We start from the raw sequence: 26,187 nt of genomic DNA, 5'->3' as shown, positions 1-26,187 counted from the left end.
GATATTTATCCAATTCTTAATTTCACTAAAATTGTATATGATATAAATCAAAATCTAAAAATTGATTTATATCATTATCAAAACATTAATTTTTGGTTATTTTTTTATTAAAAACACATAATTATGCAGTCGGATAGAATTAGATTTCAAAGTTACAAAGACAAAGTTATTTCTGCACAAGAAGCCGCTTTATTTTTCAAAGACAAAATGACTATCGGAACCAGTGGATTTACAAAAGCTGGTGACAGTAAAGCTGTTTTACCCGCTTTTGCCGCAAGAGCAAAATCAGAAACTATTGGAATCACATTAATTACCGGTGCTTCTTTAGGGCATACCACAGATGCGGACTTGGCTAACAATAACGCTTTGTACAAAAGAATGCCATTTCAGGTAGATGCCACTTTACGAAAAAAAATAAACGAAGGAAAAGTACTTTTTATAGACCAACATTTAAGTGAAACGGCCGAATTATTAGAAAACAAACACCTTCCAAAAATTGACATTGCTGTAATTGAAGCTACCTATATTGATGAGAATGGAAATGTAATTCCAACAACCTCAGTTGGAAATTCAGCTACTTTTGCGCATGCTGCCAATAAAATCATCATCGAAATAAATACTTCCATACCGCTTGAATTCAAAGGGATTCATGATATTTATATTTCAAAAAGTTATCCCAATCGAGAAGTTTTAAACATTACAGCTGCAGATGAAAGAATTGGGACCGATTATATCACCATTGATCCTAACAAAGTCATTGGAATTGTTTTCACAGAAATTCCCGATAGTCCGGCACAAGTAACTGCAATAGATCCCAAAACGGCTGCCATTGCCAATCATTTACTGGCTTTTTTTGAAAATGAAATCAAAGAAAGACGCTTAACCAAATCATTGATGCCGTTGCAAGCAGGAATAGGAAAAGTAGCTAATGCAGTCATGTCTGGCTTTGCAAAAGGAAATTTTGAAAATTTAGTAATGTATTCCGAAGTCTTGCAGGACAGCACTTTTGAACTCATTGACAGCGGAAAATTAGATTTTGCATCGGCTTCTTCCATAACCGTTTCTGAAAATTGCTACAAACACATTCTTAATAATTTCGAAATGTACAAGGACAAAATTCTACTTCGACCACAAACTATCAGTAATTCAGCCGAAGTGATCCGAAGATTAGGAGTTATAGCAATTAACACAGCCATTGAATTTGATATTTATGGCAATGTCAATTCTACCCATATTTCTGGAACCAAAATGATGAATGGTATTGGTGGTTCGGGTGATTTTGCTAGAAATGCGTATTTGAGCATTTTTGTTACCCAATCATCTTCAAAAGAATGTAATGCTATTTCTCATGTTTTACCAATGGTTTCGCATGTAGACCATACGGAACATGATGTTGATATCTTGATCACTGAACAAGGAATTGCCGATTTAAGAGGGCTTGCTCCCAGAGAACGCGCCAAAGTTATCATTGAAAACTGCACCCATCCGGATTACAAAGAAGAATTATCCGATTATTTTAATCGGGCTTGTTTGCGAGGAGGCCATACGCCGCACCTTTTAGAAGAAGCATTCAAACTGCACTCCAGATATATTGAAACCGGCAGTATGAAGCAAAATTGTCTAGTCGAAATAGGCTAGTATTCCTATTTTTATCCTTTTTAATATCCCCAAACACACTTCATTGTTTGGGGATATTTTTTTTTGCAATCAATTCATTTTTTGTAACTTAAAATTTGTAATTTTTTTTCATTTAATATAACATAAATCACTAACTTTAAGCAACTTAATGATTTTATCAAATCACCTACCTTTTATAATTTATATAAAATAATCGAAATAAAATTAATTTCAAACTATTTAAAAAAGACTAAAAATGGAAACTAAAAAAACAATTTATGACTTACATGAAGAACATAAAACATGGTTAAACAAAATTTTGTTTTATAAAGATGAACTTAAAATTATGGATAAACGAATTTTGGAAGTGGCAGAAAAAAATACTTCTAAAGAGGTTCGTGCCTTAGCAGATCATTTTAGTAATCAGCTGATTATTCAAAAGGAACAGATTGATATATTAACTCACGATATTAAAAGTCACGAATTGTTCCTTGAGGCTGCAGTGGTTGATAATCCGCATGCCATTGATCATGAAAAATTTTCAGACCATAAAAAACATAGACAAAGTATAACAACATTTGAAAAACTATTTAAAGAATTGAGAGAAGAGCTTATTGATTTTCTCTCAAAATGGATGTGAGTTGAATGATTTTCAAAAATTTAGAACGTGTTTTTTTTAAAAAGTTTCTACATTATTTCGTAAGAGATTCTTATAATGAAGAAATTTTAAATTTTTATTTATCTAAAGGATCTCAATATTTATCCATTAAGTGATTTATATCATAGAATTTAAGCAGTAAACAAACGAACTTTGAAAAGTAATCATCTTGATTAAGAGATTATTAAACAGTATTTCTAATTAATTCTGATCTTTCTGGAGACAAGGAGATTGATTAAATAGGAAGACCTAATAATATTACTGGTTCAATAATGGATAAATAACACTTAAATAAAAGTAAAATGGTTCAGACTAAAACAATGAAGGCACTAGTTTATGACGGTCCTGGAAAAATACAATTAAAAGACGTTCCGTTGCCTAAAATCGAAAAAACAACGGATGTATTAGTAAAAATATTAAAAACCACCATCTGCGGAACCGACTTAGGAATTTTACACGGAAAAACGCCATCGGTAAAACCAGGAACGACTCTGGGTCATGAAGGAGTTGGTATAATTGAAGAAATTGGAACCTCCGTTAGGAATTTCAAAAAAGGAGATCATGTAATTATTTCCTGCATCACTTCAGATGGTTCCTGCGAATATTGTAAAAAACAAATGTACGCGCATTGTGAGGATGGCGGGTGGATTTTAGGAAATCTTATAAACGGTACTCAGGCAGAATATGTTCGTATTCCGCATGCTGATAACAGTCTTTATCTTATTCCTGACGGTGCTGATGAAGAAGCTTTAGTAATGCTAAGCGATATTTTGCCTACTGGACATGAAATTGGCGTGATTAACGGTGGTGTAAAACCGGGAGACACCATTGCGATTGTTGGAGCCGGACCTATAGGAATGTCTGCTTTGCTTACCGCACAGTTCTATTCTCCTTCTAAAATTTACATGATTGATATGGATGAAAATCGTTTGAAGATGGCTGAAAAATTTGGCGCAACAGATACGATAAACTCAGCCAAAGAAGATGTGCAGAAAAGAATACTAGCCGAAACGAAAGACGGAGTTGATGTGGCTATTGAAGCCGTTGGGGTTCCGGCTACCTTTGATATCTGTCAAAAAATTGTTCGTCCAGGCGGTAGTATTGCGAATATTGGTGTGCATGGAAAACCAGTAGAACTACAAATTCAAGATTTGTGGATTCAAAATATTACAATAACAATGGGATTGGTAAATACAAATACTACTCCTATGCTATTGAAAACTGTTTCTTCCGGAAAATTGGAACCTTCTAAGCTAATTACGCATCATTTTAAATTAAGTGAAATACTAAAAGCTTATGAAGTTTTTGGCAACGCAGCAAAAGAAAAAGCGATGAAAGTAATTATTGAAGCTTAAAATCTGACTAAAGCTTAAGCAATCTGCATTATTATTTGAAAAATATTCAAAGAAAAAGCAATACGATCATGGTAGAACTCAGTTCACTCCTACTATATTGTGTTGCTTTTTAATTATAAATTAATACAAAATATTTTGTTGTTACTTTCTAATATCGTAATATTGCAATATAAAGATACAAGACGATGGGTATTACTAAATCAGAACATTTCACAGACGAGCAAAACGAATTGGCAACTTTGGCGAAAGCCATAGGCCATCCTGCAAGAATTGCCATTATTCAACATCTCATAAAAGTAAACAGTTGCGTGTGCGGCGACATTGTAAACGAATTGCCTTTAGCACAACCTACCGTTTCGCAACATTTGAAGGAACTGAAAAATGCCGGACTTATAAAAGGCAATTTTGAAGGAGCTTCCATTTGCTATTGCCTCAATGAAGAAGGCTTTAATAAAATAAGAGACTTTTTTGAACACATCAATACCTATTTAAAAAATAAGAAAAATCAATGTTGCTAATTTTTAAATAACAAGAATCATGAAACTATCAGAAATTAAAAAACAGTTGAGCACGTTGGACAACGTTGCTTTTGTATTGCCAAATGGAACCTATGTTCCAGAACATTTTCACGTAACTGAAGTAGGTTTAATCACCAAAAACTTCATTGATTGTGGTGGAAAAGTTCGAAAAGAAACTGTAGTAAACTTTCAATTATGGGATGCCAATGACTTTGAACACCGTCTGAAACCAAAAAAATTATTGGATATCATTGAATTATCCGAAAAAGTGTTGGGTATTGAAGATTATGAAGTGGAAGTAGAATTTCAAGCAGAAACTATTGGCAAATACGACATTGGTTTCAACGGAACAGCATTTACGCTACTTAATAAACAAACGGCCTGTTTGGCTGAAGACCAATGTGGAATTCCTGCAGAAAAACAAAAAGTAAAATTATCTGAAATTCCAAGCCAAACCAATAGCTGCACTCCAGGTGGAGGTTGTTGCTAATTTTTTTAAAACTGTAAAATGGAACTAACCAAAACCATCCTATTTCCAGAAATTGCAAAAACAATTTCTTCTTTTAATTTCGAAAGCATTTCGGCAGAACGTAAAATCATTTTGCAACCGCTTATTGATTTTATTCAAGCAAAAGCATCGAATCAACAACAAATTAGGTTAAACTTGATTTGTACTCACAATTCCAGAAGAAGCCATTTATCCCAAGTTTGGGCACAAACTGCAGCGGCACATTTCAATATAAAAAATGTATTTTGCTATTCTGGTGGCACAGAAGCAACGGCTTTATTCCCAATGGCAGCAAAAACATTGGAACAATCTGGCTTTAAAATCAAAACTATCGCGACAGGAACAAATCCAATTTATGCCATAAAATATGCGCATAATGAACATCCAATTATAGGTTTTTCAAAAACGTATGATGACGATTTTAATCCACAGAGTGAATTTGCCGCGATTATGACGTGTTCTCAAGCGGATGGCGGTTGTCCATTTATTGCAGGAGCTGAAAAGCGCATCCCAATCACATTTGAAGATCCAAAAGCTTTTGACAACACACCGCAAAAAGCAGAAAAATATCAGGAACGCAGTTTGCAAATTGCAACCGAAATGTTTTATGTATTCTCCCAAATAAAATTATAATAATGGCCGCTAAAAAAAGATTAAATTTCCTCGACAGTTACCTTACCCTTTGGATATTTTTGGCAATGGCAATTGGCGTTTCCATTGGTTATTTTATCCCGTCCAGTAGCGGTTTTATCAATTCCTTTTCGAGCGGAACGACCAATGTTCCTTTGGCAATTGGATTAATATTAATGATGTATCCGCCTTTGACTAAAATTGATTTTTCAAAAATTCCTTTAATGTTTGAAAAACCAAAATTACTGACCGCTTCTTTCTTTATCACCTGGATTGTTGGTCCATTTTTAATGTTTTCACTGGCAACATTCTTTTTGAAAGATTACCCCGAATACATGATGGGTTTAATTATAATTGGTATTGCGCCTTGCATAGCGATGGTAATTGTCTGGAATGAATTAGCCGAGGGAAACAGGGAATTAACAGCGGGTTTAATTGGGATTAATAGTTTGCTTCAAGTGTTCTTCTTTAGTTTATATGCTTATTTCTATTTGGAAATCATGCTACCTTTGTTTGGAATAAAAGGCTTGGAATTAAACATTACTATTGCTGAAATTGCTGCAACAGTCGGAATTTATTTAGGGATTCCATTTGCATTAGCAGTAATTAGCCGTTATGCCATTAAAAAATTCATTGGTGACAAATGGTTCAATCAAAAGTTCATTCCGTTTGTTTCTCCCATTACTCTGATTGCGTTACTTTTTACAATTGTAGTGATGTTCAGTTTAAAAGGTGAAATGATTGTTGATTTACCAATGGATGTAATTCGAATTGCAATTCCACTTGTCATTTTCTTCACCATTATGTTTTTCCTGATGTTTTTTGTTTCTAAAAAAATCGGGGCTAATTATAGAGATGCCGTTGCACTTTCATTCACTGCATCGGGAAACAATTTTGAATTGGCAATTGCTGTTTCCATTGGTGTTTTCGGAATCAATAGCGGACAGGCCTTTGCAGGAGTTATTGGACCTTTAGTAGAAGTTCCGGCTTTGATTATTCTGGTAAATGTCGCTTTTTGGCTAAGAAAAAAATATTATACTAAAACAACTTAAAGTAAAATTCCAATGCACGAAATTCTGGATGTTATAGTTATTGGTGGCGGACAAAGCGGATTGGCTTGCGGGTATTATTTACGACGTCATAAACTCAACTTTCTAATCTTGGATAAAGAAGAAAAGTGCGGTGGCGCTTGGCTTCATGCTTGGGATAGTTTGACTCTTTTTTCTCCTGCACAACACAGTTCCCTTCCAGGTTGGCTGATGCCAAAATCTGAAAATCTGTTTCCTTTAAAGCAAGAAGTAATTGATTATTTGTGCCAATATGAAAAACGTTACGAACTACCAATAGAGCGCACCGTTACTGTAGAAAACATAACTTCTGAAAATAAAATATTCAAAGTTTACACCAATAAAGGAATCTATTTTTCAAAAGCAATAATTGCTGCGGCAGGAACTTGGAACAATCCTTTTATTCCAAAGATCAAAGGAATAGAAACTTTCAAAGGAATTCAAATCCATTCCGCACATTACAAAAATGCAGAACAGTTTAGAAATTTAAAAGTTCTGGTTGTTGGTGAAGGAAATTCAGGCGCGCAAATTGTAGCCGAAGTTTCTAAAGTTACCACCGTGAAATGGTCCACGCGAAAACCACCACACTATTTACCGGATGAAGTAGACGGGTTTTATCTTTTCAACGTGGCAACCGCCAAATACAATGCTGAAAAAGAAGGAAAACCATTTAATGCCGCCAATTATGATTTGGGAAATATTGTAATGGTGCCACCAGTGAAAGAAGCTCGATCCAGAGGAGTTCTGACTTCAAGTGGCGGTTTTGAAAGCATATATGAAAACGGTGTACTTTGGTCTGACGGAACCCAAGAAGATTTTGATGTAATTATCTGGTGTACAGGTTTTGGTTATGCAACCTCTTTTTTGAAAAATATTGTTTCAGCAGACGAACGTGGTGTTGTAAAAACTGAAGAAAGCAAAGCAATTGAAGTTCCCGGATTGTGGTTGGCAGGTTACGGCAGTTGGACGGGTTACGCCTCAGCAACACTCATTGGAATCAACAGAAATGCCAAACAAACCTGTAACGAAATCATAGAATATCTACAGAAAAACTAAATCTCAAAATTCCATAATCAGTTAATTCCAATAGTTTAAACGAATTTATTGTCTTTTATAAATTTCAACAACATCCGTTTTGAATTTGTTTTTAAGCCATGCAGTCAATTTTTGTTTTTCTGTAGTGTCTATATCTTTTTTACTTTCATAAAGTACTACGGTAATGACCTTTTTGGTGGCTTCATTTTCATTAAACACATGATTCGCAATAGCAATATTCTCAATATCAGGAAACAATATTTTGGTTTCATTAAGAATAGCATTGTTATCAAATTTTAAAGAAGTAATTTGACTTTGAAGTTTGGCAATAATCAAATCTTTCTCACTCATCGTTTTATTGTTAAAAGTGATTTCATTCAAAATATCCTGCTTTAAATCAGTTGTATCTTGAATAATATTTAATACCGTATTGTTTAATTCATACGTTTTCAATTTTTCGTTAAGTTCTTTTATTTGGTCCTTATCCAACCTTTTTCTTAAAAAAGCAATATCTATTTTTTTTGGGTTTGAAGTAAACTGCGTTTTTTTATACAGAACAGTAAATCCCTTATCAATAAACTCTACTTTTAAAAATTGTTCTACCTTTTGTTTGTATTTTTTTTCTTGAAAAAGCTGATATGCAAAGAAAACACTCGGGACAATCAAAGCTAAAGTCAAAAAAGAAATCATATACTTTACTCGCTTTTCTGTCTTTAAATTGGTTTGTTTAACAATTGGATATTTTAAATATTTGACAATTATAAAGGTTGCAATACAGATAAAAACACAATTAATAGTGTATAAATACATAGCACCAAAAAAGAATTTAAAATTCCCCAAGGCTAATCCGTAACCCGCCGTACACAAAGGTGGCATTAACGCCGTTGCAATGGCAACCCCAGGAATAGGATTTCCTTTTTCTACCCTTGTAATAGCTATTACTCCAACTAATCCTCCAAAAAAAGCGATGAAAATATCGTAAATATTAGGTGCTGTTCTAGCCAAAAGTTCCGACTGCGTATCTTTGAAAGGGCTTAAATAAAAGTAAACAGTGGAAACCACCAAACTCACCACCGTAGCGATAAGCAAGTTTTTAAGTGATCTTTTAAGCAAATTAAAATCATAAATTCCCAAACCAAAACCAGCTCCAACAATTGGTCCCATCAAAGGTGAAATTAGCATTGCTCCAATAATAACTGCAGTTGAATTTACATTCAGTCCTACAGAAGCCACTACAATTGCACAGGCCAAAATCCATAAATTTGATCCTCTGAAAGAGATGTTTGACTTCACATTATCCAATACTTTCTTTTTATCTTCTTCGCCGCTATGTAGGTCAATAAAATTTACTACTTTATTCATGCTTCTTTGTTTATTCCTTGTTTAAAATTACTTTCAAAAACAAAATCTCAATTGTTCCTCTTCCTAATAAAGTAAGTAAGATAATTAATTTTTAAATAGTAATACTGGTATATTTTCAAAAAACCAATTCCCTAAATAATTTTTTAAATACAAATCTAATTGATGTTAATGCTATATTAATCAGAATTTAAAATTGATTCGAATCATTTTATTTTGCCCTGCTGCGATTGCGGTATTTTCATCTATAAAGCGAATTGTATTCAATGTAGAATCAGATGCCAATTGTTTCCACGAAGCCCCACTATCCGAAGAATAATATATTCCTGAAGTCCCCACAGTTACAATTCCTTTGCCGTCACTTTTAGGAATGTATTGCACACAGGAAGCATATCCGAAACCTTGATTTTCAGCCGTAAGCTTCCATGTTTTTCCACCATCCGTAGTAATGGCTTTATTGGAGAAGTTCTGATTCTTGATTTCATAATCGCCTCCGGCTATAAATCCGTTATTTGCGTCATAAAAATCAGCTGTAAAAATTCCGGTCATCGTTTTTCCTTGTACAATTGGAGTTTCATGCACTGACCAGCTATTTCCTCTATCAGAGGAATAAAAAATCCTTGATTTTTTTCCACCGGAAACAATCCACGTATGGTTTCCTTTGATGACAATATTTGTGTTGCTGGCCGCAAAAGCAGCTTCGCCTTCCATCACTTTTGGTAATTTATCACACGGGATTTTATTCCAGGTATTCCCTCCATCAAGGGTTTTAATGATGTTCAGACAATCAGCAATTGGATCTCCCATTGCAATACCTTCTTTATTATCCCAAAATTGCATACTGTCGTAAAAGACTTTCTCATGATTTTCTTGGTACACTATTTTTGTTTCCTTTCCGTCTTTTGAAATTCGGTGCAACAATGCAGGATTTGCAACATTCAGAATAAAAATATGCTTCGCTGTTTGAGCAATGCTTCTGAATTCAAATTTTAAAGAATCCTTGGTAATTCTATTCTCCATTTTTTGATTGGTATCCAAATTATAAAAACCATATCTTCCTTTATCAGCAGCATACCAAATTTTATTTTTATCCACTTGAATCGCTCTGATACTTATTTTATCTTCAAATAGTGTATCAATTGTAACGGATTGAAAACTAACTTTATTTAAATTTTCTGACTTATAAACGCCTGTTTTACAAGACACAATCACAATTAAAACTAATAGAATTAAAAAAATATTTTTCATTTTTTGTACATTTTAGGGCTAATTTACAATTAATAATACAAATACAAATAGAGATCAGAATTAATTGGCACAGTAATTGGATGTTGAAAAAAAAGGGAAAACTTAATCCAATTTATTATGAAAACGAAACTACTATTATTGAGTCTATTGACTTCTGTTTTCGCAACACAAATACAAGCGCAAGATAGAACATCAGTAAATGCTATGAATGCTGAAATAAGCGATAATCTTGATTTGAGAGCTGTTGCTTCTATTTTTGGCGAATCTAGAGACCTCCAGGATTTTGAAAGACGCCTGAATGATCCTGAACTTCAAATATCAAATTTAGATTTGAATAATGATAACGAAGTTGATTATTTACGAGTTATTGAAACCGTCGAAAACAGAACGCACTTAATCATTGTTCAATCTGTTCTTGATGAGGATGATTATCAAGATGTAGCCACAATTGACGTCGAAAAAGACAGAAATAACAAAATCCATGTTCAAGTAGTAGGAGATGTTTTCATGTATGGCGAAAATTACATTTATGAGCCCGTATATTATACTACACCTGTAATATATGCTTCGTTCTGGTCTAATAATTACCGTCCTTATTATTCCACTTGGAACTGGGGCTATTATCCTTCCTATTATTACGCTTGGAATCCATTTCCGGTATTTCGTTACAGAAACAACATAAATATTAATTTGAATATTAACAACAACTATAATTATGTTACTAATAGAAGAAGCAATCGAGCAGTAGTTTTATACAATTCAAGACGTTCCAATGGATACGAAAGACAAAATCCGAACTATTCATTCTCACGAAGAAACGCTACCGTTGCGAACCGATATGAATTAGATCAAAGAAGAGTTTCTAGAAATAATAATGGATATTCTAACAGAAGAGGCGTGACTTCTAGAGACAATTCTCAAAATAGAACTAGTCCTTCCAGAGGAGGAGTTACTCCGCAAAGAGCAGGTTCTTCAAGAGATTATTCTCAAAACAAAACTGATCGTTCTACTCAGGCAACGCCACAAAGAGGAAATTCACAGAGAGATTATTCTCAAAACAGAACTGATCGTTCTACTCAGGCAACGCCACAAAGAGGAAATTCACAGAGAGATTATTCTCAAAACAGAACTAGTCCTTCCACCCAGGCAACGCCTCAAAGAGGAAATTCGCAAAGAGAGTATTCTCAAAACAGAACTAGTCCTTCCACTCAGGCAACGCCTCAAAGAGGAAATTCGCAAAGAGAGTATTCTCAAAACAGAACTAGTCCTTCCACCCAGGCAACGCCTCAAAGAGGAAATTCGCAGAGAGAGTATTCTCAAAACAGAACAAGTCCTTCTGAACAGGCAGCACCTCAAAGAGGAAATTCTCAGAGAGACTATTCTCAAAATAGAACTAGTCCTTCCAGACAAGATGCTCCACAAAGAGCAGAGCCTCAAAACAGAGGGAATTCTTCGAGAGAATCAGCGCCACAAAGGTCAGAAAGTCAAAGAGGTAATTCTTCCAGAAACGACAATAGAAGATCCTAAAAATATATTAAAAAAGAAACTAAAAAACACGGCTTTGATAGCCGTGTTTTTTTATTAGATAAAAAGCTCTAATTTATTTTAAAAGTGTATTTTTGACAAGTTTTTTAAAAATATTACATGAGCGCATCGCACAAAGACTTGCATAGTAAATGGACATTAGGTGGTTTATTAATTTCATTGGGAATAATTTATGGTGATATAGGAACATCACCACTGTATGTGATGAAAGCCATATTAGGCGAGCATATCATAAACGCAGACGTTGTTTTAGGTGGAATATCATGTGTGTTTTGGACACTTACACTTCAAACCACTATCAAATATGTACTCATAACTTTAAGTGCTGATAATCACGGTGAAGGCGGTATTTTCGCATTGTATGCGTTGGTCAAAAAAACAAAAATTCAATGGCTGATAGTCCCTGCAATAATAGGCGGAAGTGCCTTATTAGCTGACGGAATCATTACACCCCCAATATCAGTATCTTCAGCTGTAGAAGGGATAAGAACTTATTATCCCGAAATAAATACAATTCCAATTGTTATAGGTATTTTATTCATACTATTTGCCATACAGCAATTTGGAACTAAATTAGTCGGTAAGTTTTTCGCTCCTATGATGATGATTTGGTTTGGAATGCTTGCTATTTTGGGATGTATCCAAATCGCACAACATACTGATGTTTTTAGAGCCATCAACCCTTATTATGCCTATCATTTATTGACCATTCATCCTGAAGGATTTTTTGTTTTGGGATTTGTATTCCTTTGTACAACAGGTGCAGAAGCATTGTACTCCGACATGGGACATTGCGGACGAAAAAACATCAGAATTAGCTGGGTTTTTGTAAAAACTGCTTTAGTCCTTAATTATTTTGGACAAGCCGCTTATTTAATTCAGCATGAAGGAGAAACATTGCAAAGTTTGGGTGGAAAAAATGGAAATCCATTTTACCTAATTATGCCAGATTGGTTTCAACCTATAGGAATTGTAATAGCAACCCTTGCCGCTGTAATTGCTTCGCAAGCCTTAATTAGTGGCTCATTTACCTTGATAAATGAAGCAATGCGATTGAATTTTTGGCCCAAGGTAAAAATCAAATATCCTACTGAATTAAAAGGACAGTTGTATATTCCATCAATCAACTGGTTACTGTTTTTCGGTTGTGTTGGAATCGTATTGCATTTTGAAGAATCCAGTAATATGGAACACGCTTACGGTCTGGCCATTATCTTATGCATGATTATGACCACTATTTTACTTAATTTTTATTTAATCATGAAAAGAGTGAAATTATATTTTATCATACCGTTAATTACCATTTATTTAGCGATAGAATTTAGTTTTCTCGCTGCTAACATAACTAAGTTCGCTGACGGTGGTTATGTAACGCTTTTCATAGCAATTACTTTAATCAGTATAATGACCATTTGGTATTTAGCGAAGAAAATTAATAAAAGCTACACCAAAATCGTTAAAATTGAGGATTACAAAAAAGTGCTTGTTGAATTAAGTGCCGATTTATCGATACCTAAATATGCCACGCATTTAGTTTACATGACTAATGCCGGAAGAACAGATGAAATAGAAGAAAAAGTAATGTATTCTATTTTGCAAAAAAGACCCAAAAGAGCCGATATTTACTGGTTTGTTCACGTGAATATACTAACAGAACCTTACAAAACCGAATATAAAGTAACTGAAATTGTCAAAGATGATTTGTATCGTGTAGACTTTAATCTTGGTTTTAGAGAACCTACCAAAATAAACCTGATGTTTAGAGAAGTAATCAGAGACATGGTAAAAAAAGGAGAGGTAGATATAACCAGCAGATATGAATCTTTGAACAAAAACAATATCATAGGTGATTTCAAATTTGTCTTATCTGAAAAATTCCTTTCTAATGATAGCGACTTAAGATGGCATGAAAAAATAATTATGAATTCTTATTTCTTCATTAAAAAACTAAGTTTATCCGAAGAAAGAGCTTTTGGTTTAGACAGCAGTTCCGTAAAAGTGGAAAAATTTCCAATGGTACTCCATGCTCCTGAAAATATAGGATTGACAAGAGTAAAATAATTTTTTTGCTTTTAAAATGACCCATAAAACACTGTAGTAGTACAGTGTTTTTTTTGTCGAAAAATTTAAAAACAACATTCATTATTAAAAATATAACATTCAATCAATTAATAGTACCTTTGCACCTCAATTATTTAAAATGAGATTACACAGAAATTTAGTTTACACAACAATAGATGCTTTAAACGCCATTTTTAACGAAGGTGAATATGCGGATAAAGTAGTTGCCAGATCTTTAAAAAAAGACAAACGTTGGGGAAGCTCTGACAGAAAGTTTGTTGCCGAAACCATCTACGAAATTGTACGTTGGAAAAGATTATACGCAGAAATAGCCGAAGTAAAAGAACCTTTTGACAGAGACAATCTTTGGAGAATGTTTTCTGTTTGGGCAGTATTAAGAGGATATCCTATTCCGGATTGGCGTCAACTGGAAGGAACTCCGGAACGAAAAATAAAAGGACGTTTTGACGAACTTTCAAAAGTGAGAGCGTTGAAAGAATCTATTCCGGACTGGATGGATGAATTAGGCGTTAAAGAATTAGGGGAGAAAGTTTGGGCAACTGAAATAGCAGCTCAAAACCAACCCGCTAAAGTTATCTTAAGAGTAAATACACTTAAGACGACAAGAGAAGCGCTACGTGCTATTTTGATGGATTTAAACATTGAAACGGAAACGTTGAAAAATCAACCAGATGCATTGGTACTGAAAGAAAGAGCCAATGTTTTCCTGACTGACGCTTTCAAACAAGGTTTCTTTGAAGTTCAGGATGCTAATTCACAATTAGTAGCCGCTTTCCTTGATGTAAAGCCAGGAATGCGTGTTGTGGATACGTGTGCTGGTGCTGGTGGAAAAACATTACATATCGCTTCTTTGATGGAAAACAAAGGACAATTAATCGCTATGGATTTGTATGAAAGCAAACTGAAGCAATTAAAAATTAGAGCCAAAAGAGACGGTGCTTTCAATATTGAATACCGAATTATAGACTCGACAAAAATCATCAAAAAATTACACGAAAAAGCAGACCGTGTTTTGATTGACGCACCTTGTAGCGGTTTAGGAGTTTTAAAAAGAAACCCAGATGCAAAATGGAAATTGAAACCGGAATTTATTGATAACATCCGAAAAGTACAATCTGAAGTTTTAGAAAGTTATTCTAAAATTGTAAAACCAGGAGGAAAATTAGTGTACGCCACTTGTTCTATCTTACCATCAGAGAACCAAGAACAGGTACAACGCTTTTTGACAACTGACATTGGTAAACAATTCAACTTTGTAAAAGACCAAAAAATATTGGCTTCCGAGTCAGGTTTTGATGGATTTTACATGGCTTTGTTAGAACGTAAAGAAAGTGTAGAACAGAAAGAAAAAAGAGTACAAAAAGAAATAGAATAAAACTTAGATTTTACACTCTTTAGTTTATAAAAAAAGTCCTCGAAATTTCGAGGACTTTTTTTATGTAATTATTTTTTTTTTAGTTTAATCTCTTTCTAACCTTAAACATTAAACTAAAAAAACTTTGAACTTTTATAATTAATCATTCATTGAGATTAAAAACTCTTCATTATTTTTCGTTTTCTTGAAACGATCATTAATAAAATCCATTGCTTCCACCGGATTCATATCCGAAAGGTATTTTCTCATGATCCACATGCGTTGCAATGTTTTTTGATCTAATAACATGTCGTCGCGTCTTGTACTTGAAGAAGTCAAATCGATAGCCGGGAATATACGTTTGTTGGCAATTTTTCTATCCAATTGTAATTCCATATTACCAGTACCTTTAAATTCTTCAAAGATAACTTCGTCCATTTTCGATCCGGTTTCAGTTAATGCAGTAGCAATAATACTTAATGAACCGCCATTTTCTACATTACGTGCCGCTCCAAAGAAACGTTTTGGTTTTTGCAATGCATTCGCATCCACACCACCACTTAATACTTTTCCTGACGCAGGTTGTACCGTATTATACGCTCTTGCCAAACGCGTAATCGAATCCAATAAAATCACTACATCGTGACCACATTCTACCAATCGTTTTGCTTTTTCAAGAACGATATTTGCAATTTTCACATGCTCTTGCGGTTCTCTGTCAAATGTTGAAGCTATTACTTCGCCACGCACACTACGTTGCATGTCTGTAACCTCTTCCGGACGCTCATCTATCAATAAAACGATAAGATATACTTCAGGATGATTTGCTGCAATTGCATTGGCAATTTCCTTAAGCAACATAGTTTTACCAGTTTTAGGTTGCGCCACAATCATTCCACGTTGTCCTTTTCCTATTGGTGAAAACAAATCGATAATTCTGGTTGAAATCGTGCTTTGTTTTTCAGCTAATTTGAATTTTTCTGATGGAAATACAGGTGTTAAATGTTCGAATGAAACTCGGTCACGAACCACTTGAGGATCGTGTCCGTTTATTTTTAAAACTCTAACTAACGGGAAAAATTTCTCTCCTTCTTTTGGTGGACGAACCACCCCTTTTACCGTATCTCCGGTTTTAAGACCGAACAATCTGATTTGAGAAGTTGACAAATAAATATCATCTGGCGAAGCCAAATAGTTGTAATCTGAAGAACGCAAGAAACCATATCCATCAGGCATCATTTCCAGAACGCCTTCACTTTCTATAATTCCGTCAAATTCAAAATCCGAAGCAGCGAAGTTACTTTTCTTATTTTTGAAATTTGGATTTGGATTTTGATTTCCATTTCCATTTCCATTTCCGTTAGGATTTGGATTCAGCTTATGTAATTGGTTTGGATTTATTTTTTTGACAGGAACAACAACCTCACCTTTTTCTTCGGTGGAAGTTTCTGCTGTTGCCTCATTTTCTTTTGCAGTCTCTTTTACTTCTTCTTTGTCCTTTTTCAAGGCTATTTTTTTTTCGTAAGCTGATTTATTAAACTTAATCACCTTATCTGCTTTTTTCTCAATAATCACAGGCTCTTGAACTGAAGCTGCTTCTTGTTCTTTTGGCATTAAGTCCGAAGAAGACCTATTTTCAACGGGAACATTTTCTTCTACATTACTATCTTCGGTTTCAAACAGCGTGTTTTTTGTTGTTTTCTGAATAGCTACTTTTTTCACAGGAAGTATTCTAGCTCTTTCTCTTTTCGGTTTATCCTCTTCAAGATTACTTTCTGTCTTTTTATCTAATGTAGCTTCCGCAGTAGCCAATTGATGATCCAAAATCTGACCGATTAAAGTCTCTTTTTTTACACCGTTAAATTTTATGGTTTTAGCTGTTTTAGCTATTTCTTGAAGCTCAGAAAGCTTCATTTCTTTTAATGCAGAAATATCAAACATGAATGTTCTATGAGTTTAATTAATTTTTGGAAATAATGTAAAAGATAGGTAGTGAACTTTAAATTGAATCAACCGCAGTATGAAGTGCTTACGGAATTATGATGCAATAATACGAATAAAATTTAATCAGACAATAGTATTTTTAAAAAAGAAAATATATTTTTGTAAAACATATTTAACAAATGATACAAAGAATTCAAACCATTTATTTACTACTTGCTTTTGTAGTTACCGGAATTTTACTGTTTTTTATTCCTTTATGGACTATGAGCGATGGTAAAGCATTTTATTTCATGCAAAGCCAAGTGTATACCATACTACTGGGATTGAGTACTACGCTGACTTTGTTAAGTGTTGTTTCCTATAAAAAAAGACAAAATCAATTTGTTATTGGCAGATTGAATATCATATTAAATTTGATTTTATTAGGATTGTTTGTTTATCGTTCACTAAATCTATCTGGAGAAACACCTGCTGTTTCTGAGAAAGGTATTGGGATGTTTCTACCTGTAGTTGCTATCGTATTATTAGTCTTGGCTAATAAGGCTATCAAAAAGGATGAGGATCTTGTAAAATCTGTGGACAGATTGAGGTAAACCTATAAACTTTAGTTTATTAGTGCGAAGGAAACCCGAATGTAACAATTCGGGTTTTTTTGTGGATTTTGGCATTATTTATTTTAACAGTAAAAAACAATAATAAAAACCTAACAAACTAACAATCTGTTGTTTTTTTTATAAATTTGGCAATAACAATCCTGATATGTTAAACAAAATACGAATTCATCTTGCTGATGACCATCAAATTCTTATTGATGGAATCAAAACTATATTACATACCAATCCTAGATTTGAGGTGGTGGGATTTTCCATTAATGGTACCAATTTATACGATGAAGTTATTAAGAACAAATCAGATATTCTTATTCTGGACATTAACATGCCAGAAAAAGATGGAATTGAAGTCATTAAAGAGTTTGCTGAAAAAGGATTTCCCTGTAAAATTATTATTTTATCAAGCCACGACGACTTGAGAATAATAAAAGAAGTAATGAAATTAGGTAGCAGCGGTTATTTGACAAAAAAATGTGCCGGTGAAAATATCGTCGAAGCCATTCAGGCTGTTTACAATGGTGAAGAATATTTTTGCAAATCGGTTCGGGAAAAAATATTCAATACCGCAACTAAGAATAATCCAAACTTAAACAAACCCGATTTAAAAGGAAACTTGGCTTTAACCGACAGAGAACTAGAAATCATCACTTTGATCTCACTTGAATTCAGTGGAAAAGAAATTAGCGATCAATTATTCATTAGCGTAAATACAGTGGAAACACATCGAAAAAACATAATGAAGAAATTGGATGCAAAAAACTCCATAAGTCTTGTAAAATACGCCATAAAACATCAGTTAATTAAATCCTGAGTTGATCCTCTAAATGCGATTCATTTTACAAAACACCTTCAACAAACCAATAAAACCTATTAAAAATCAACGCATCTATGTCATACAGACAAATTATTATCGTACTGCTTGTATTACTTAGCTGTTCCATTAACACAGTATTTGCACACAAAAAAAAGCCTACAAAAGAAGAAGTCACCAAACTTTCTAACGAGGCAATTCTACTGATGAAAGATGGTAGTTACGAAAAATCACTAATAAAATCAAGACTTGCTTTAAGTCAAGCTATTCGCCTAAAAGACAACAATCTGATTGCAGGTTCTTATAACACTATTGCTGCAAATTTTGATCAGTTATCGGAATTTGACAAAGCATTTTATTATTATAAAAAAGGTTTGACCTATGCCAACAAAACCAATAATGATGTCTTAAAAAACTGGCTCAACAATAATTTAGGTAATATTTATTGCTTTGACAAAAAGCAATATGAAAAAGGAATTTACTACTATAAAAAATCGCTAGAATACAGCACCAGAATCAAGGACTCTGCGCAAATAGTTTTCACAAAACTCAATTTGACATGGGCATATTTTGATATTGGCCGTTATGACGAAGGACTTCCCTACCTGAAATATATCAATGAACATCATAAAAAACATGGCGACACCTCTACTATTGTTGCACTAAACATGCTCAATGGAATGTATTATAATTATAAAAATGAGCCTGAAAAAGCAACCTTCTTTTTTGAAAATGCAATAAAACTTGGAAATGAAGGAAACGAAAAATCGGATTTGTCATATTCACATCATGAGTTTTCCAAGTTTTTACTAAAAAATGGAGATTATAAAAATGCTTATAAAAATCTCGCTCTTTTTAATGCTATAACGGATGAATTAAACAATGAAGAAAAACTCAACAAAGCCAATGTTGCCGGTATAAATCTTGAAATAGACGAATACAAACGAGAAATTGACAAAATAGAGAGTGAGTTTAAAAGCAAAGAATCTGTATTGTTACAAGAGCAATCCAGAAACAAGAAAATTGTTATTATATTAAGTGCAATTCTATTACTATTGTTCCTGCTTTTTTACCTTTATTCCCAAAATGCGCAACTAAAACAAAAAAATAAACTAAAAGATTTGCGCAGTAAAGCTCAGGAAAACATGATTAATGCGTCTATAAACGGTCAAGAATTAGAACGCAAAAAAATCGCAGCTTTTTTACATGATAATATCAGCGCTTTACTGTCATCGGCAGGATTACATTTACATGCATACACGTCACAAAACCAGACTTATTCGCAAGAAATAATGAAAACCAAAGCAATACTGGAAGAAGCGCACGATCAGGTTCGGGATTTGTCACACGAACTGATGCCTTCACTTTTGGCACGATTTGGATTATTTGATGCTTTGGATGATTTGTGTGAAAAAAATTCTAATTCGATTCTGCACTTTGAATACGCCAGTTCTATCAACAGAAAAACGCGTTATGATGAAGATTTTGAAATGAAAATTTATTTTATCATCATGGAACTTCTCAACAACATCATAAAACATAGTGATGCAAGTCAATCTAAATTAAGTATAAATGAAAATAACGGACTGCTGAAAATCATCCTTAGGGATAATGGAAAAGGTTTTGATTCCAGTAGATTTCATGTTCTGGAAGGTTTTGGTTTAAACCAAATAAAAGCTCGGATCAATAATTTAAAAGGAAATATTCACTTGAACTCAAAAGTAAACGCTGGAACAATCATTACAATTGAAGTCCCAATAACGTATCAAAAAAAGGCAACTACACCCGTTTTTCCATCTCAATAATTTCCATATCCTTAATTTTATCACCTTCAATGACAAATCGCAACATGCTGCGCACTTGGTGAAAACCACTTTTCCCTGCCGCTCCGGGATTCATGTGTAATAAATTATATTTTTTATCAAAAATAACTTTCAGGATATGAGAATGTCCGCAAATAAATAATTTTGGAGGATTTGATTCCATCTCTGCTTTAATATTCGGATTGTATTTTCCCGGATAACCGCCAATATGCGTGATCCAAACATCCACTCCTTCACACATAAAACGGTTGTGCAACGGAAATTCCAGTCTGGCTATAGCATCGTCAATATTTCCATACACGCAACGCAACGGTTTTAGCTTTTTTATCGCATCTGTAACAGCCAAATCACCTATATCGCCCGCATGCCAAACCTCGTCAGCCTGAGCGACATATTTCAAAATCGTATCGTCAATGTGACTGTGTGTATCGGAAAGCAGAAGTATTTTTTTCATATTTATAGTATCATTACGAGGTAGAAGTAATCTGGAGCAAGATCCTGCTATCCGTTACAATCTTTATTATTTTGGCAGCAAAACAATAAAGGATTTTCACTTTAAATGTTTATATTCACAGAACTCCTACGAAAATAAAAGTCTAGTGAAGTAATCAGGGCTAGGATTTTGTGGTAAAATTAAACATTCGGAATCCAAATAAAAAATCAAATTGAAACTTAACAAACTTTGCGCCTTGGCGACTTCGTGGCAAAAAAATTAATAAGTATCTTTGTGGCTTCAAAAAAATTCACTTGAGATATTTCATCAAATTAGCATACAACGGAACCCATTATCACGGCTGGCAATACCAACCCAATGCTGCTTCTGTCCAGGAAACAATGAACAAAGCGTTTTCTGTGCTATTGAATACAACCATCAATCTTATGGGAGCCGGAAGAACAGATACCGGAGTTCATGCGAAAGAGATGTATGCTCATTTCGATTTTGAAAACCCGTTGGATATTCCCAGTTTAGTGCACAAACTCAACTCTTATTTACCCAAAGACATTGTTATTTATGACATTATACCGGTTCACAATGAAGCGCACACTCGTTTTGATGCTACAAAAAGAACCTATGAATACCACATCAACACGTTCAAAGATGTTTTCTCGCAAGAACAAAGTTGGTATTTCCATCAAAAATTAGACATAGATTTGATGAATGAAGCGGCGCAAATACTATTCAACCACACTGATTTTCAGTGTTTTTCAAAAGTAAATACGGATGTAAATACATTTGACTGCACGATTTTTGAAGCCAATTGGAAGCAAGAAAACGGCAACCTGATTTTTACTATTTCGGCCAATCGTTTCTTGCGCAATATGGTACGGGCCATTGTGGGAACATTGGTAAACATAGGATTACACAAAATTACATTAGCTGATTTTACTGCCATTATAGAAAGTAAAAACCGAGATAAAGCTGGTTTTTCGGTTCCGGCGCATGGTTTGTATTTAACCAAAATAGAATACGATTATTTATAGCTTCAGGCTGTAAGCTTTACGCATTATGCCTAAAGCCTAAAGCATAAGGCTTAAAGAAAAAATATGAAAGCAAAAGCATTTGATACCCGATTATTCAAACGAATATTAAAATTCACCAAACCCTATCAATGGCGTTTTAATGGTGTAATTATTTTCGCCATTTCACTATCAATTTTTGCGGCGTTACGTCCGTATTTATTGAAACAAACCGTAGATGGTTATATTGCAACCCAAGACCAACAGGGATTATTAATGTATGTCATCCTGATGGGAATTGTGCTTTTACTGGAGGTATTCTCTCAGTTTTACTTCGTCTATTGGGCGAACTGGCTCGGTCAAGACATTGTTAAAGACATTCGAACAAAACTGTTTCAACACATTCTAAGTTTCCGAATGAAATATTTTGATCACGTTCCTGTGGGTCAACTCGTAACGCGTTCGGTTTCGGATATTGAATCCATTGCCCGAATTTTCAGTCAGGGATTATTCATGATTATTAGTGACTTAATGAAAATGGTTGTCGTATTGGCTTTTATGTTTTACATGAACTGGACCTTGACTTGGATTGTGATTGTGGCAATGCCAATTCTGGTTTTCTTCACCCGAATTTTCCAAAAGAAAATGCAAGTGGCTTTCGAAGAAGTGCGAACCCAAATAGCTAATATGAACTCCTTTGTGCAGGAACGGGTAACAGGAATGAAGATTGTCCAACTTTTTAACCGTGAAAAAATTGAGTACGAAAAATTCAAAAGTATCAACGACAAGCATAAAAAAGCGTGGATAAAAACCATTCTTTACAACTCCATCTTCTTCCCTATTGCGGATATTATTTCGTCTTTAACGCTGGGTTTTATTGTGTTATATGGAGGAATCAAGATATTAAACGGCGATAATTTTACCACTTTTGGAGATTTATTTTCGTACACCATGTTCATCGGAATGTTGTTCAATCCGTTGCGTCAAATTGCGGATAAATTCAACGAGATGCAACTGGGAATGATTGCGGCGAACCGTGTTTTTGATATTTTGGATACCGAAGATCAAATTCAGGATACCGGAACTATCGAAGCTCCGATTTTTAAAGGAGATATCAAGTTCAAAAAAGTTCGTTTTGGATATATTCCGGATGAAGAAGTAATAAAAGGAATCGATTTAGAAGTGAGTGCCGGTCAAACCATTGCCATTGTAGGCTCTACCGGTGCCGGAAAATCTACGATAATTAACTTGCTGAATCGTTTTTACGAAATCAACAGCGGTTCTATTTATATTGACAATCACAATATTGAGAACTACACTTTGGATTCTTTACGCAAACAAATTGCGGTTGTTTTACAGGATGTTTTCCTTTTTGCAGATACTATTTTCAACAACATCACCTTGAATAATTCTGAAATTAGTCGGGAACAAGTTTTGGCTGCAGCCAAAAAAATTGGCGTACACGAATTCATCATGAGTTTACCAGATAATTATGATTTTGATGTGAAGGAACGCGGCGTTATGCTTTCTTCCGGTCAGCGCCAGTTGATTGCTTTCTTGAGAGCGTATGTGAGTAATCCAAGTATTTTGATTTTGGACGAAGCCACTTCATCAATAGACACGTATTCCGAAGAATTGATTCAGCGCGCTACGGAAACGATTACTAAAGGGAGAACATCAATTGTTATTGCGCACCGCTTGGCAACGATTGTCAATGCTGATAAAATTGTGGTAATGGATAAAGGTTTAATCGTAGAGCAAGGAACACATCAGGAATTAATTAACCGTGAAAGTGGTTATTACAAGAATTTGTATGATTCACAGTTTTCAGTAGCGAATTAGTTTTTAACCGCGAAGGGCACAAAGATTTATTAAAGAGTTTGAGGATCGTAAATTTCTGAAAATTGGTTAGTTTGCCACTTTATTACTTTGAAACTTTCTCAAAACAGAATAAATCCTTAAATTCGCCCAATCAATAAAAAAAAATAAAAACACACAAAATGAAATGAATTTTTACGAATTCATTTTACCAATAAAAAACAAATAAAAAACTTTGAAATGACATGAGGCATTGCCGACTGCATTTTGTACAAATAACAAATAAACAAGCACAAAATGAAATACGATATTATAGTTTTAGGAAGTGGTCCAGGTGGTTATGTTACAGCTATTAGAGCATCACAATTAGGCTTTAAAGTAGCCGTAATAGAAAAAGAAAACTTAGGTGGTGTATGTTTGAACTGGGGATGTATCCCAACAAAAGCGTTACTAAAATCAGCTCAGGTTTTTGATTATCTAAAACACGCTTCTGACTACGGATTGACTGTTTCATCCTTTGATAAAGACTTCCCTGCTGTTGTACAACGCAGCCGTTCAGTAGCTGACGGAATGAGCAAAGGTGTTCAATTCCTGATGAAAAAAAATAAAATCGATGTGATTGATGGATTTGGAAAACTAAAACCAGGAAAGAAAATTGATGTTACGGACAAAGACAATAAAGTTACGGAATACAGTGCGGATCATATCATTATTGCCACTGGAGCACGTTCTCGTGAGTTGCCAAACTTACCTCAAGATGGTGTAAAAGTAATTGGTTACAGACAAGCAATGACATTATCTACACAACCAAAATCGATGATTATCGTGGGTTCTGGAGCGATTGGAGTTGAATTTGCACATTTCTACAATTCTATGGGAACTGAGGTAACTATCGTAGAATTTATGCCAAATGTAGTTCCTGTTGAAGACGAGGATATTTCGAAACAAATGGAGCGTTCTTTGAAAAAAGCAGGTATCAAAATCATGACAAACTCATCTGTTGAGAGAATTGATACAACTGGAGCTGGTGTTAAAGCATTTGTGAAAACGGCAAAAGGGGAAGAAGTTTTGGAAGCGGAGATTTTACTTTCGGCTGTTGGAATCAAAACCAATATTGAAAACATCGGATTAGAAGAAGTAGGAATCGCTACCGACAAAGATAAAATTTTGGTAAACGCTTACAACCAAACGAACATTCCAGGATATTACGCTATTGGTGATGTAACGCCAGGACAAGCATTAGCACACGTAGCTTCTGCTGAAGGAATCAATTGTGTAGAGAAAATTGCAGGACTACACGTAGAACCTATCGATTACGGAAATGTACCGGGTTGTACGTATGCGACTCCAGAAATTGCTTCTGTAGGTTTGACTGAAAAACAAGCTAAAGAAAAAGGATACGAATTGAAAATTGGTAAATTCCCGTTCTCAGCTTCAGGAAAAGCAAAAGCGTCTGGAACTCCAGATGGTTTTGTAAAAGTAATTTTTGATGCTAAATACGGCGAATGGTTAGGATGTCACATGATTGGTGCCGGAGTTACAGATATGATTGCTGAGGCAGTTGTAGCGCGTAAACTGGAAACTACAGGACACGAAATTCTAAAATCAATTCACCCGCACCCAACCATGAGTGAAGCGGTTATGGAAGCGGTTGCTGATGCATATGGTGAGGTAATCCACTTATAGATTTCAGATTGTAAAGACGCACTGCAGTGCGTCTCTACAAAATAATAGTAATCCGATTTGCTTTCGCAAATCGGATTTTTTTATGCCCTTAATACATTCACTAACAGATAAATTAGGTATAAGAATTATGAAAGTTTTACATAGAATTACATAACAAAAATTGCATTACTTATTCTGAAATTTGAATAAATTAAAATAGTAAAGTAAACGAAATCCATTTTCTTAATAATTATTTAAATAGATGTCTTATGAAAAATATTTATCTGAATGCCGGAACAATAAATGAAGTTTTTAGTGACCTTGAAACTTCTTTTAATGGCGTTTTAAATTCAACCAATAACGAATTTAAATTAGCACTGGATACTGATTTGATTAAGGGAAATATTGACGCGGTAACCTTCATAAATGGTTTTACTTCTATTCAGGTTAACATGACATTTGCAGATGATGTAACGCTAAGTATGGAATCTTTCAGCGCCTCGTCAATTGTATTTGGGTATTGCACTGAGGGAACATTCAAACATAGCTTTGGTATATCTGGTCACCAATTAACGCTTAGAAAACACCTTTCAACTGTTGTAACCAGTGGAAGAAGTATAAATACTATATTACATTTCAAAAAAGATACAGCTATTCAATTTTCGATTATAAAAGTGGAAACCGCTAGCTTATCTAATGGGATAAATGATTCTTTAATCCGGAATTTGAAGAAAAACTTTTTAAACAAACAACCAAATTATACGTATCAAGGCATTCAAAATTTGAGAATCGCAGAAAAACTCCAACAGTTTAATGACGTTACGGAGCAAGGAATGGTCGGACATATCAAGAAAAAAGACATTATTCAATCCATAATAGCCATGGAAATTGATGACAATACTGACAATCTAATTAGAATGTCACGCGCCATCAAACGTTCAACTTTACATCAAATCAATGAATTAAAAAAGATATCCGGTTTTATAAAACAGTATACATTTGATGCGATGTATAGTAAAGTTATTAATTCAAAAAACAGGATTTTCATTAAGTAATCATCAGCGAAATCTTATTATTGAAT

Annotated in this window: 22 protein-coding genes; 18 read left to right on the top strand and 4 right to left on the bottom strand. The window is 34.2% G+C overall.

The annotated features are described in order from the left end of the window. Window positions 1-123: 123 nt before the first annotated feature. From DR871_RS14460 to DR871_RS14425, 8 genes are all read left to right on the top strand, one after another. The gene (locus DR871_RS14460) at window positions 124-1,638 is read left to right on the top strand and encodes a succinate CoA transferase (protein WP_113666894.1); all 1,515 of its coding nucleotides are present in this window, start codon (window positions 124-126) and stop codon (window positions 1,636-1,638) included. A gap of 235 nt (window positions 1,639-1,873) precedes the next feature. Beyond that, window positions 1,874-2,257 carry a hypothetical protein gene (locus DR871_RS14455; protein WP_113666893.1) on the top strand — a complete coding sequence of 128 codons (384 nt, stop codon included), beginning with the start codon at window positions 1,874-1,876 and terminating at the stop codon, window positions 2,255-2,257. Window positions 2,258-2,595: 338 nt separating this feature from the next. After that, window positions 2,596-3,630: a zinc-dependent alcohol dehydrogenase family protein gene (locus tag DR871_RS14450; protein WP_113666915.1), complete on the top strand. Its 1,035-nt coding sequence runs from the start codon at window positions 2,596-2,598 to the stop codon at window positions 3,628-3,630. A gap of 185 nt (window positions 3,631-3,815) precedes the next feature. Then, a complete protein-coding gene (locus DR871_RS14445; protein WP_113666892.1) occupies window positions 3,816-4,148 on the top strand; it encodes an ArsR/SmtB family transcription factor in 333 nt (110 codons plus the stop codon). Window positions 4,149-4,167: 19 nt separating this feature from the next. Beyond that, window positions 4,168-4,638, top strand: coding sequence for a DUF6428 family protein (locus tag DR871_RS14440; protein ID WP_113666891.1), 471 nt, complete (start codon window positions 4,168-4,170; stop codon window positions 4,636-4,638). 18 nt (window positions 4,639-4,656) lie between these two features. Then, window positions 4,657-5,289 carry an arsenate-mycothiol transferase ArsC gene (locus DR871_RS14435; RefSeq protein WP_207209812.1) on the top strand — a complete coding sequence of 211 codons (633 nt, stop codon included), beginning with the start codon at window positions 4,657-4,659 and terminating at the stop codon, window positions 5,287-5,289. Between the two features lie 2 nt (window positions 5,290-5,291). Then, complete coding sequence (gene arsB, locus DR871_RS14430) at window positions 5,292-6,338, top strand: ACR3 family arsenite efflux transporter (protein ID WP_113666890.1); 1,047 nt, start codon at window positions 5,292-5,294, stop codon at window positions 6,336-6,338. A 12-nt stretch (window positions 6,339-6,350) separates the two neighbouring features. Next, complete coding sequence (locus DR871_RS14425; protein WP_113666889.1) at window positions 6,351-7,409, top strand: ArsO family NAD(P)H-dependent flavin-containing monooxygenase; 1,059 nt, start codon at window positions 6,351-6,353, stop codon at window positions 7,407-7,409. Between the two features lie 45 nt (window positions 7,410-7,454). Here DR871_RS14425 and DR871_RS14420 read toward each other — a convergent pair whose 3' ends face one another. Further along, on the bottom strand, window positions 7,455-8,750 hold the full coding sequence (locus DR871_RS14420) for a TIGR00341 family protein (protein WP_113666888.1): 1,296 nt from the start codon (window positions 8,748-8,750) through the stop codon (window positions 7,455-7,457). Between the two features lie 180 nt (window positions 8,751-8,930). Continuing rightward, window positions 8,931-9,995 (bottom strand): WD40/YVTN/BNR-like repeat-containing protein, encoded by a 1,065-nt coding sequence (locus tag DR871_RS14415; RefSeq protein WP_113666887.1) that lies wholly within the window; start codon window positions 9,993-9,995, stop codon window positions 8,931-8,933. Between the two features lie 117 nt (window positions 9,996-10,112). On the opposite strand from DR871_RS14415, the gene DR871_RS14410 reads away from it, so the two are divergent. From DR871_RS14410 to DR871_RS14400, 3 genes are all read left to right on the top strand, one after another. Further along, window positions 10,113-11,522 (top strand): hypothetical protein, encoded by a 1,410-nt coding sequence (locus tag DR871_RS14410; RefSeq protein WP_113666886.1) that lies wholly within the window; start codon window positions 10,113-10,115, stop codon window positions 11,520-11,522. Between the two features lie 117 nt (window positions 11,523-11,639). Beyond that, window positions 11,640-13,601 carry a KUP/HAK/KT family potassium transporter gene (locus tag DR871_RS14405; protein WP_113666885.1) on the top strand — a complete coding sequence of 654 codons (1,962 nt, stop codon included), beginning with the start codon at window positions 11,640-11,642 and terminating at the stop codon, window positions 13,599-13,601. A 139-nt stretch (window positions 13,602-13,740) separates the two neighbouring features. After that, the gene (locus DR871_RS14400; RefSeq protein ID WP_113666884.1) at window positions 13,741-14,997 is read left to right on the top strand and encodes an RsmB/NOP family class I SAM-dependent RNA methyltransferase; all 1,257 of its coding nucleotides are present in this window, start codon (window positions 13,741-13,743) and stop codon (window positions 14,995-14,997) included. A 138-nt stretch (window positions 14,998-15,135) separates the two neighbouring features. Here DR871_RS14400 and rho read toward each other — a convergent pair whose 3' ends face one another. Next, window positions 15,136-16,917, bottom strand: a complete 1,782-nt coding sequence (rho, locus tag DR871_RS14395) for a transcription termination factor Rho (RefSeq protein WP_113666883.1) — start codon at window positions 16,915-16,917, stop codon at window positions 15,136-15,138. A gap of 182 nt (window positions 16,918-17,099) precedes the next feature. On the opposite strand from rho, the gene DR871_RS14390 reads away from it, so the two are divergent. The 3 genes from DR871_RS14390 (at window position 17,100) to DR871_RS14380 (ending at window position 20,147) form a co-directional block, all read left to right on the top strand. After that, window positions 17,100-17,513: a DUF4293 family protein gene (locus tag DR871_RS14390; RefSeq protein WP_113666882.1), complete on the top strand. Its 414-nt coding sequence runs from the start codon at window positions 17,100-17,102 to the stop codon at window positions 17,511-17,513. Between the two features lie 166 nt (window positions 17,514-17,679). Next, a complete protein-coding gene (locus DR871_RS14385) occupies window positions 17,680-18,342 on the top strand; it encodes a response regulator (protein WP_113666881.1) in 663 nt (220 codons plus the stop codon). Between the two features lie 77 nt (window positions 18,343-18,419). Beyond that, a complete protein-coding gene (locus tag DR871_RS14380) occupies window positions 18,420-20,147 on the top strand; it encodes a tetratricopeptide repeat-containing sensor histidine kinase (RefSeq protein ID WP_113666880.1) in 1,728 nt (575 codons plus the stop codon). On the opposite strand, the gene DR871_RS14375 is transcribed toward DR871_RS14380, so the two are convergent. Further along, window positions 20,122-20,619, bottom strand: a complete 498-nt coding sequence (locus tag DR871_RS14375; protein WP_113666879.1) for a metallophosphoesterase family protein — start codon at window positions 20,617-20,619, stop codon at window positions 20,122-20,124. The two genes, DR871_RS14380 and DR871_RS14375, sit on opposite strands and share 26 nt — an antisense overlap. Before the next feature lie 293 nt (window positions 20,620-20,912). Between DR871_RS14375 and truA the strand changes: the two genes are divergently transcribed. The 4 genes from truA to DR871_RS14355 all read left to right on the top strand — a co-directional run bounded on the left by truA (window position 20,913) and on the right by DR871_RS14355 (window position 26,161). Next, window positions 20,913-21,647 carry a tRNA pseudouridine(38-40) synthase TruA gene (truA, locus tag DR871_RS14370; protein ID WP_113666878.1) on the top strand — a complete coding sequence of 245 codons (735 nt, stop codon included), beginning with the start codon at window positions 20,913-20,915 and terminating at the stop codon, window positions 21,645-21,647. A 63-nt stretch (window positions 21,648-21,710) separates the two neighbouring features. Further along, on the top strand, window positions 21,711-23,465 hold the full coding sequence (locus DR871_RS14365; RefSeq protein WP_113633287.1) for an ABC transporter ATP-binding protein: 1,755 nt from the start codon (window positions 21,711-21,713) through the stop codon (window positions 23,463-23,465). Window positions 23,466-23,738: 273 nt separating this feature from the next. Then, window positions 23,739-25,127: a dihydrolipoyl dehydrogenase gene (gene lpdA / locus DR871_RS14360; protein ID WP_113666877.1), complete on the top strand. Its 1,389-nt coding sequence runs from the start codon at window positions 23,739-23,741 to the stop codon at window positions 25,125-25,127. Window positions 25,128-25,375: 248 nt separating this feature from the next. Further along, window positions 25,376-26,161, top strand: coding sequence for a hypothetical protein (locus DR871_RS14355; protein WP_113666876.1), 786 nt, complete (start codon window positions 25,376-25,378; stop codon window positions 26,159-26,161). The last annotated feature ends 26 nt before the right edge of the window (window positions 26,162-26,187 follow it).

Source organism: Flavobacterium petrolei, assembly GCF_003314435.2.
Taxonomy (GTDB): Bacteria; Bacteroidota; Bacteroidia; order Flavobacteriales; family Flavobacteriaceae; genus Flavobacterium; species Flavobacterium petrolei.
The sequence above is the reverse complement of the archived record's forward strand: the minus strand, read 5'-3'. Positions and strand labels throughout refer to the sequence as shown.

Excerpts from the sequence above, each read along its gene's own strand:
- DR871_RS14405 (WP_113666885.1), top strand. The coding sequence starts at position 11,640 with ATGAGCGCATCGCACAAAGACTTGCATAGTAAATGGACATTAGGTGGT.
- DR871_RS14380 (WP_113666880.1), top strand. The coding sequence starts at position 18,420 with ATGTCATACAGACAAATTATTATCGTACTGCTTGTATTACTTAGCTGT.
- rho (WP_113666883.1), bottom strand. The coding sequence starts at position 16,917 with ATGTTTGATATTTCTGCATTAAAAGAAATGAAGCTTTCTGAGCTTCAA.
- DR871_RS14440 (WP_113666891.1), top strand. The coding sequence starts at position 4,168 with ATGAAACTATCAGAAATTAAAAAACAGTTGAGCACGTTGGACAACGTT.
- arsB (WP_113666890.1), top strand. The coding sequence starts at position 5,292 with ATGGCCGCTAAAAAAAGATTAAATTTCCTCGACAGTTACCTTACCCTT.
- DR871_RS14410 (WP_113666886.1), top strand. The coding sequence starts at position 10,113 with ATGAAAACGAAACTACTATTATTGAGTCTATTGACTTCTGTTTTCGCA.
- DR871_RS14385 (WP_113666881.1), top strand. The coding sequence starts at position 17,680 with ATGTTAAACAAAATACGAATTCATCTTGCTGATGACCATCAAATTCTT.
- DR871_RS14420 (WP_113666888.1), bottom strand. The coding sequence starts at position 8,750 with ATGAATAAAGTAGTAAATTTTATTGACCTACATAGCGGCGAAGAAGAT.
- lpdA (WP_113666877.1), top strand. The coding sequence starts at position 23,739 with ATGAAATACGATATTATAGTTTTAGGAAGTGGTCCAGGTGGTTATGTT.
- DR871_RS14365 (WP_113633287.1), top strand. The coding sequence starts at position 21,711 with ATGAAAGCAAAAGCATTTGATACCCGATTATTCAAACGAATATTAAAA.
- DR871_RS14455 (WP_113666893.1), top strand. The coding sequence starts at position 1,874 with ATGGAAACTAAAAAAACAATTTATGACTTACATGAAGAACATAAAACA.
- DR871_RS14445 (WP_113666892.1), top strand. The coding sequence starts at position 3,816 with ATGGGTATTACTAAATCAGAACATTTCACAGACGAGCAAAACGAATTG.
- DR871_RS14375 (WP_113666879.1), bottom strand. The coding sequence starts at position 20,619 with ATGAAAAAAATACTTCTGCTTTCCGATACACACAGTCACATTGACGAT.
- DR871_RS14450 (WP_113666915.1), top strand. The coding sequence starts at position 2,596 with ATGAAGGCACTAGTTTATGACGGTCCTGGAAAAATACAATTAAAAGAC.
- DR871_RS14355 (WP_113666876.1), top strand. The coding sequence starts at position 25,376 with ATGAAAAATATTTATCTGAATGCCGGAACAATAAATGAAGTTTTTAGT.
- DR871_RS14425 (WP_113666889.1), top strand. The coding sequence starts at position 6,351 with ATGCACGAAATTCTGGATGTTATAGTTATTGGTGGCGGACAAAGCGGA.
- DR871_RS14460 (WP_113666894.1), top strand. The coding sequence starts at position 124 with ATGCAGTCGGATAGAATTAGATTTCAAAGTTACAAAGACAAAGTTATT.
- DR871_RS14435 (WP_207209812.1), top strand. The coding sequence starts at position 4,657 with ATGGAACTAACCAAAACCATCCTATTTCCAGAAATTGCAAAAACAATT.
- DR871_RS14400 (WP_113666884.1), top strand. The coding sequence starts at position 13,741 with ATGAGATTACACAGAAATTTAGTTTACACAACAATAGATGCTTTAAAC.
- DR871_RS14390 (WP_113666882.1), top strand. The coding sequence starts at position 17,100 with ATGATACAAAGAATTCAAACCATTTATTTACTACTTGCTTTTGTAGTT.
- DR871_RS14415 (WP_113666887.1), bottom strand. The coding sequence starts at position 9,995 with ATGAAAAATATTTTTTTAATTCTATTAGTTTTAATTGTGATTGTGTCT.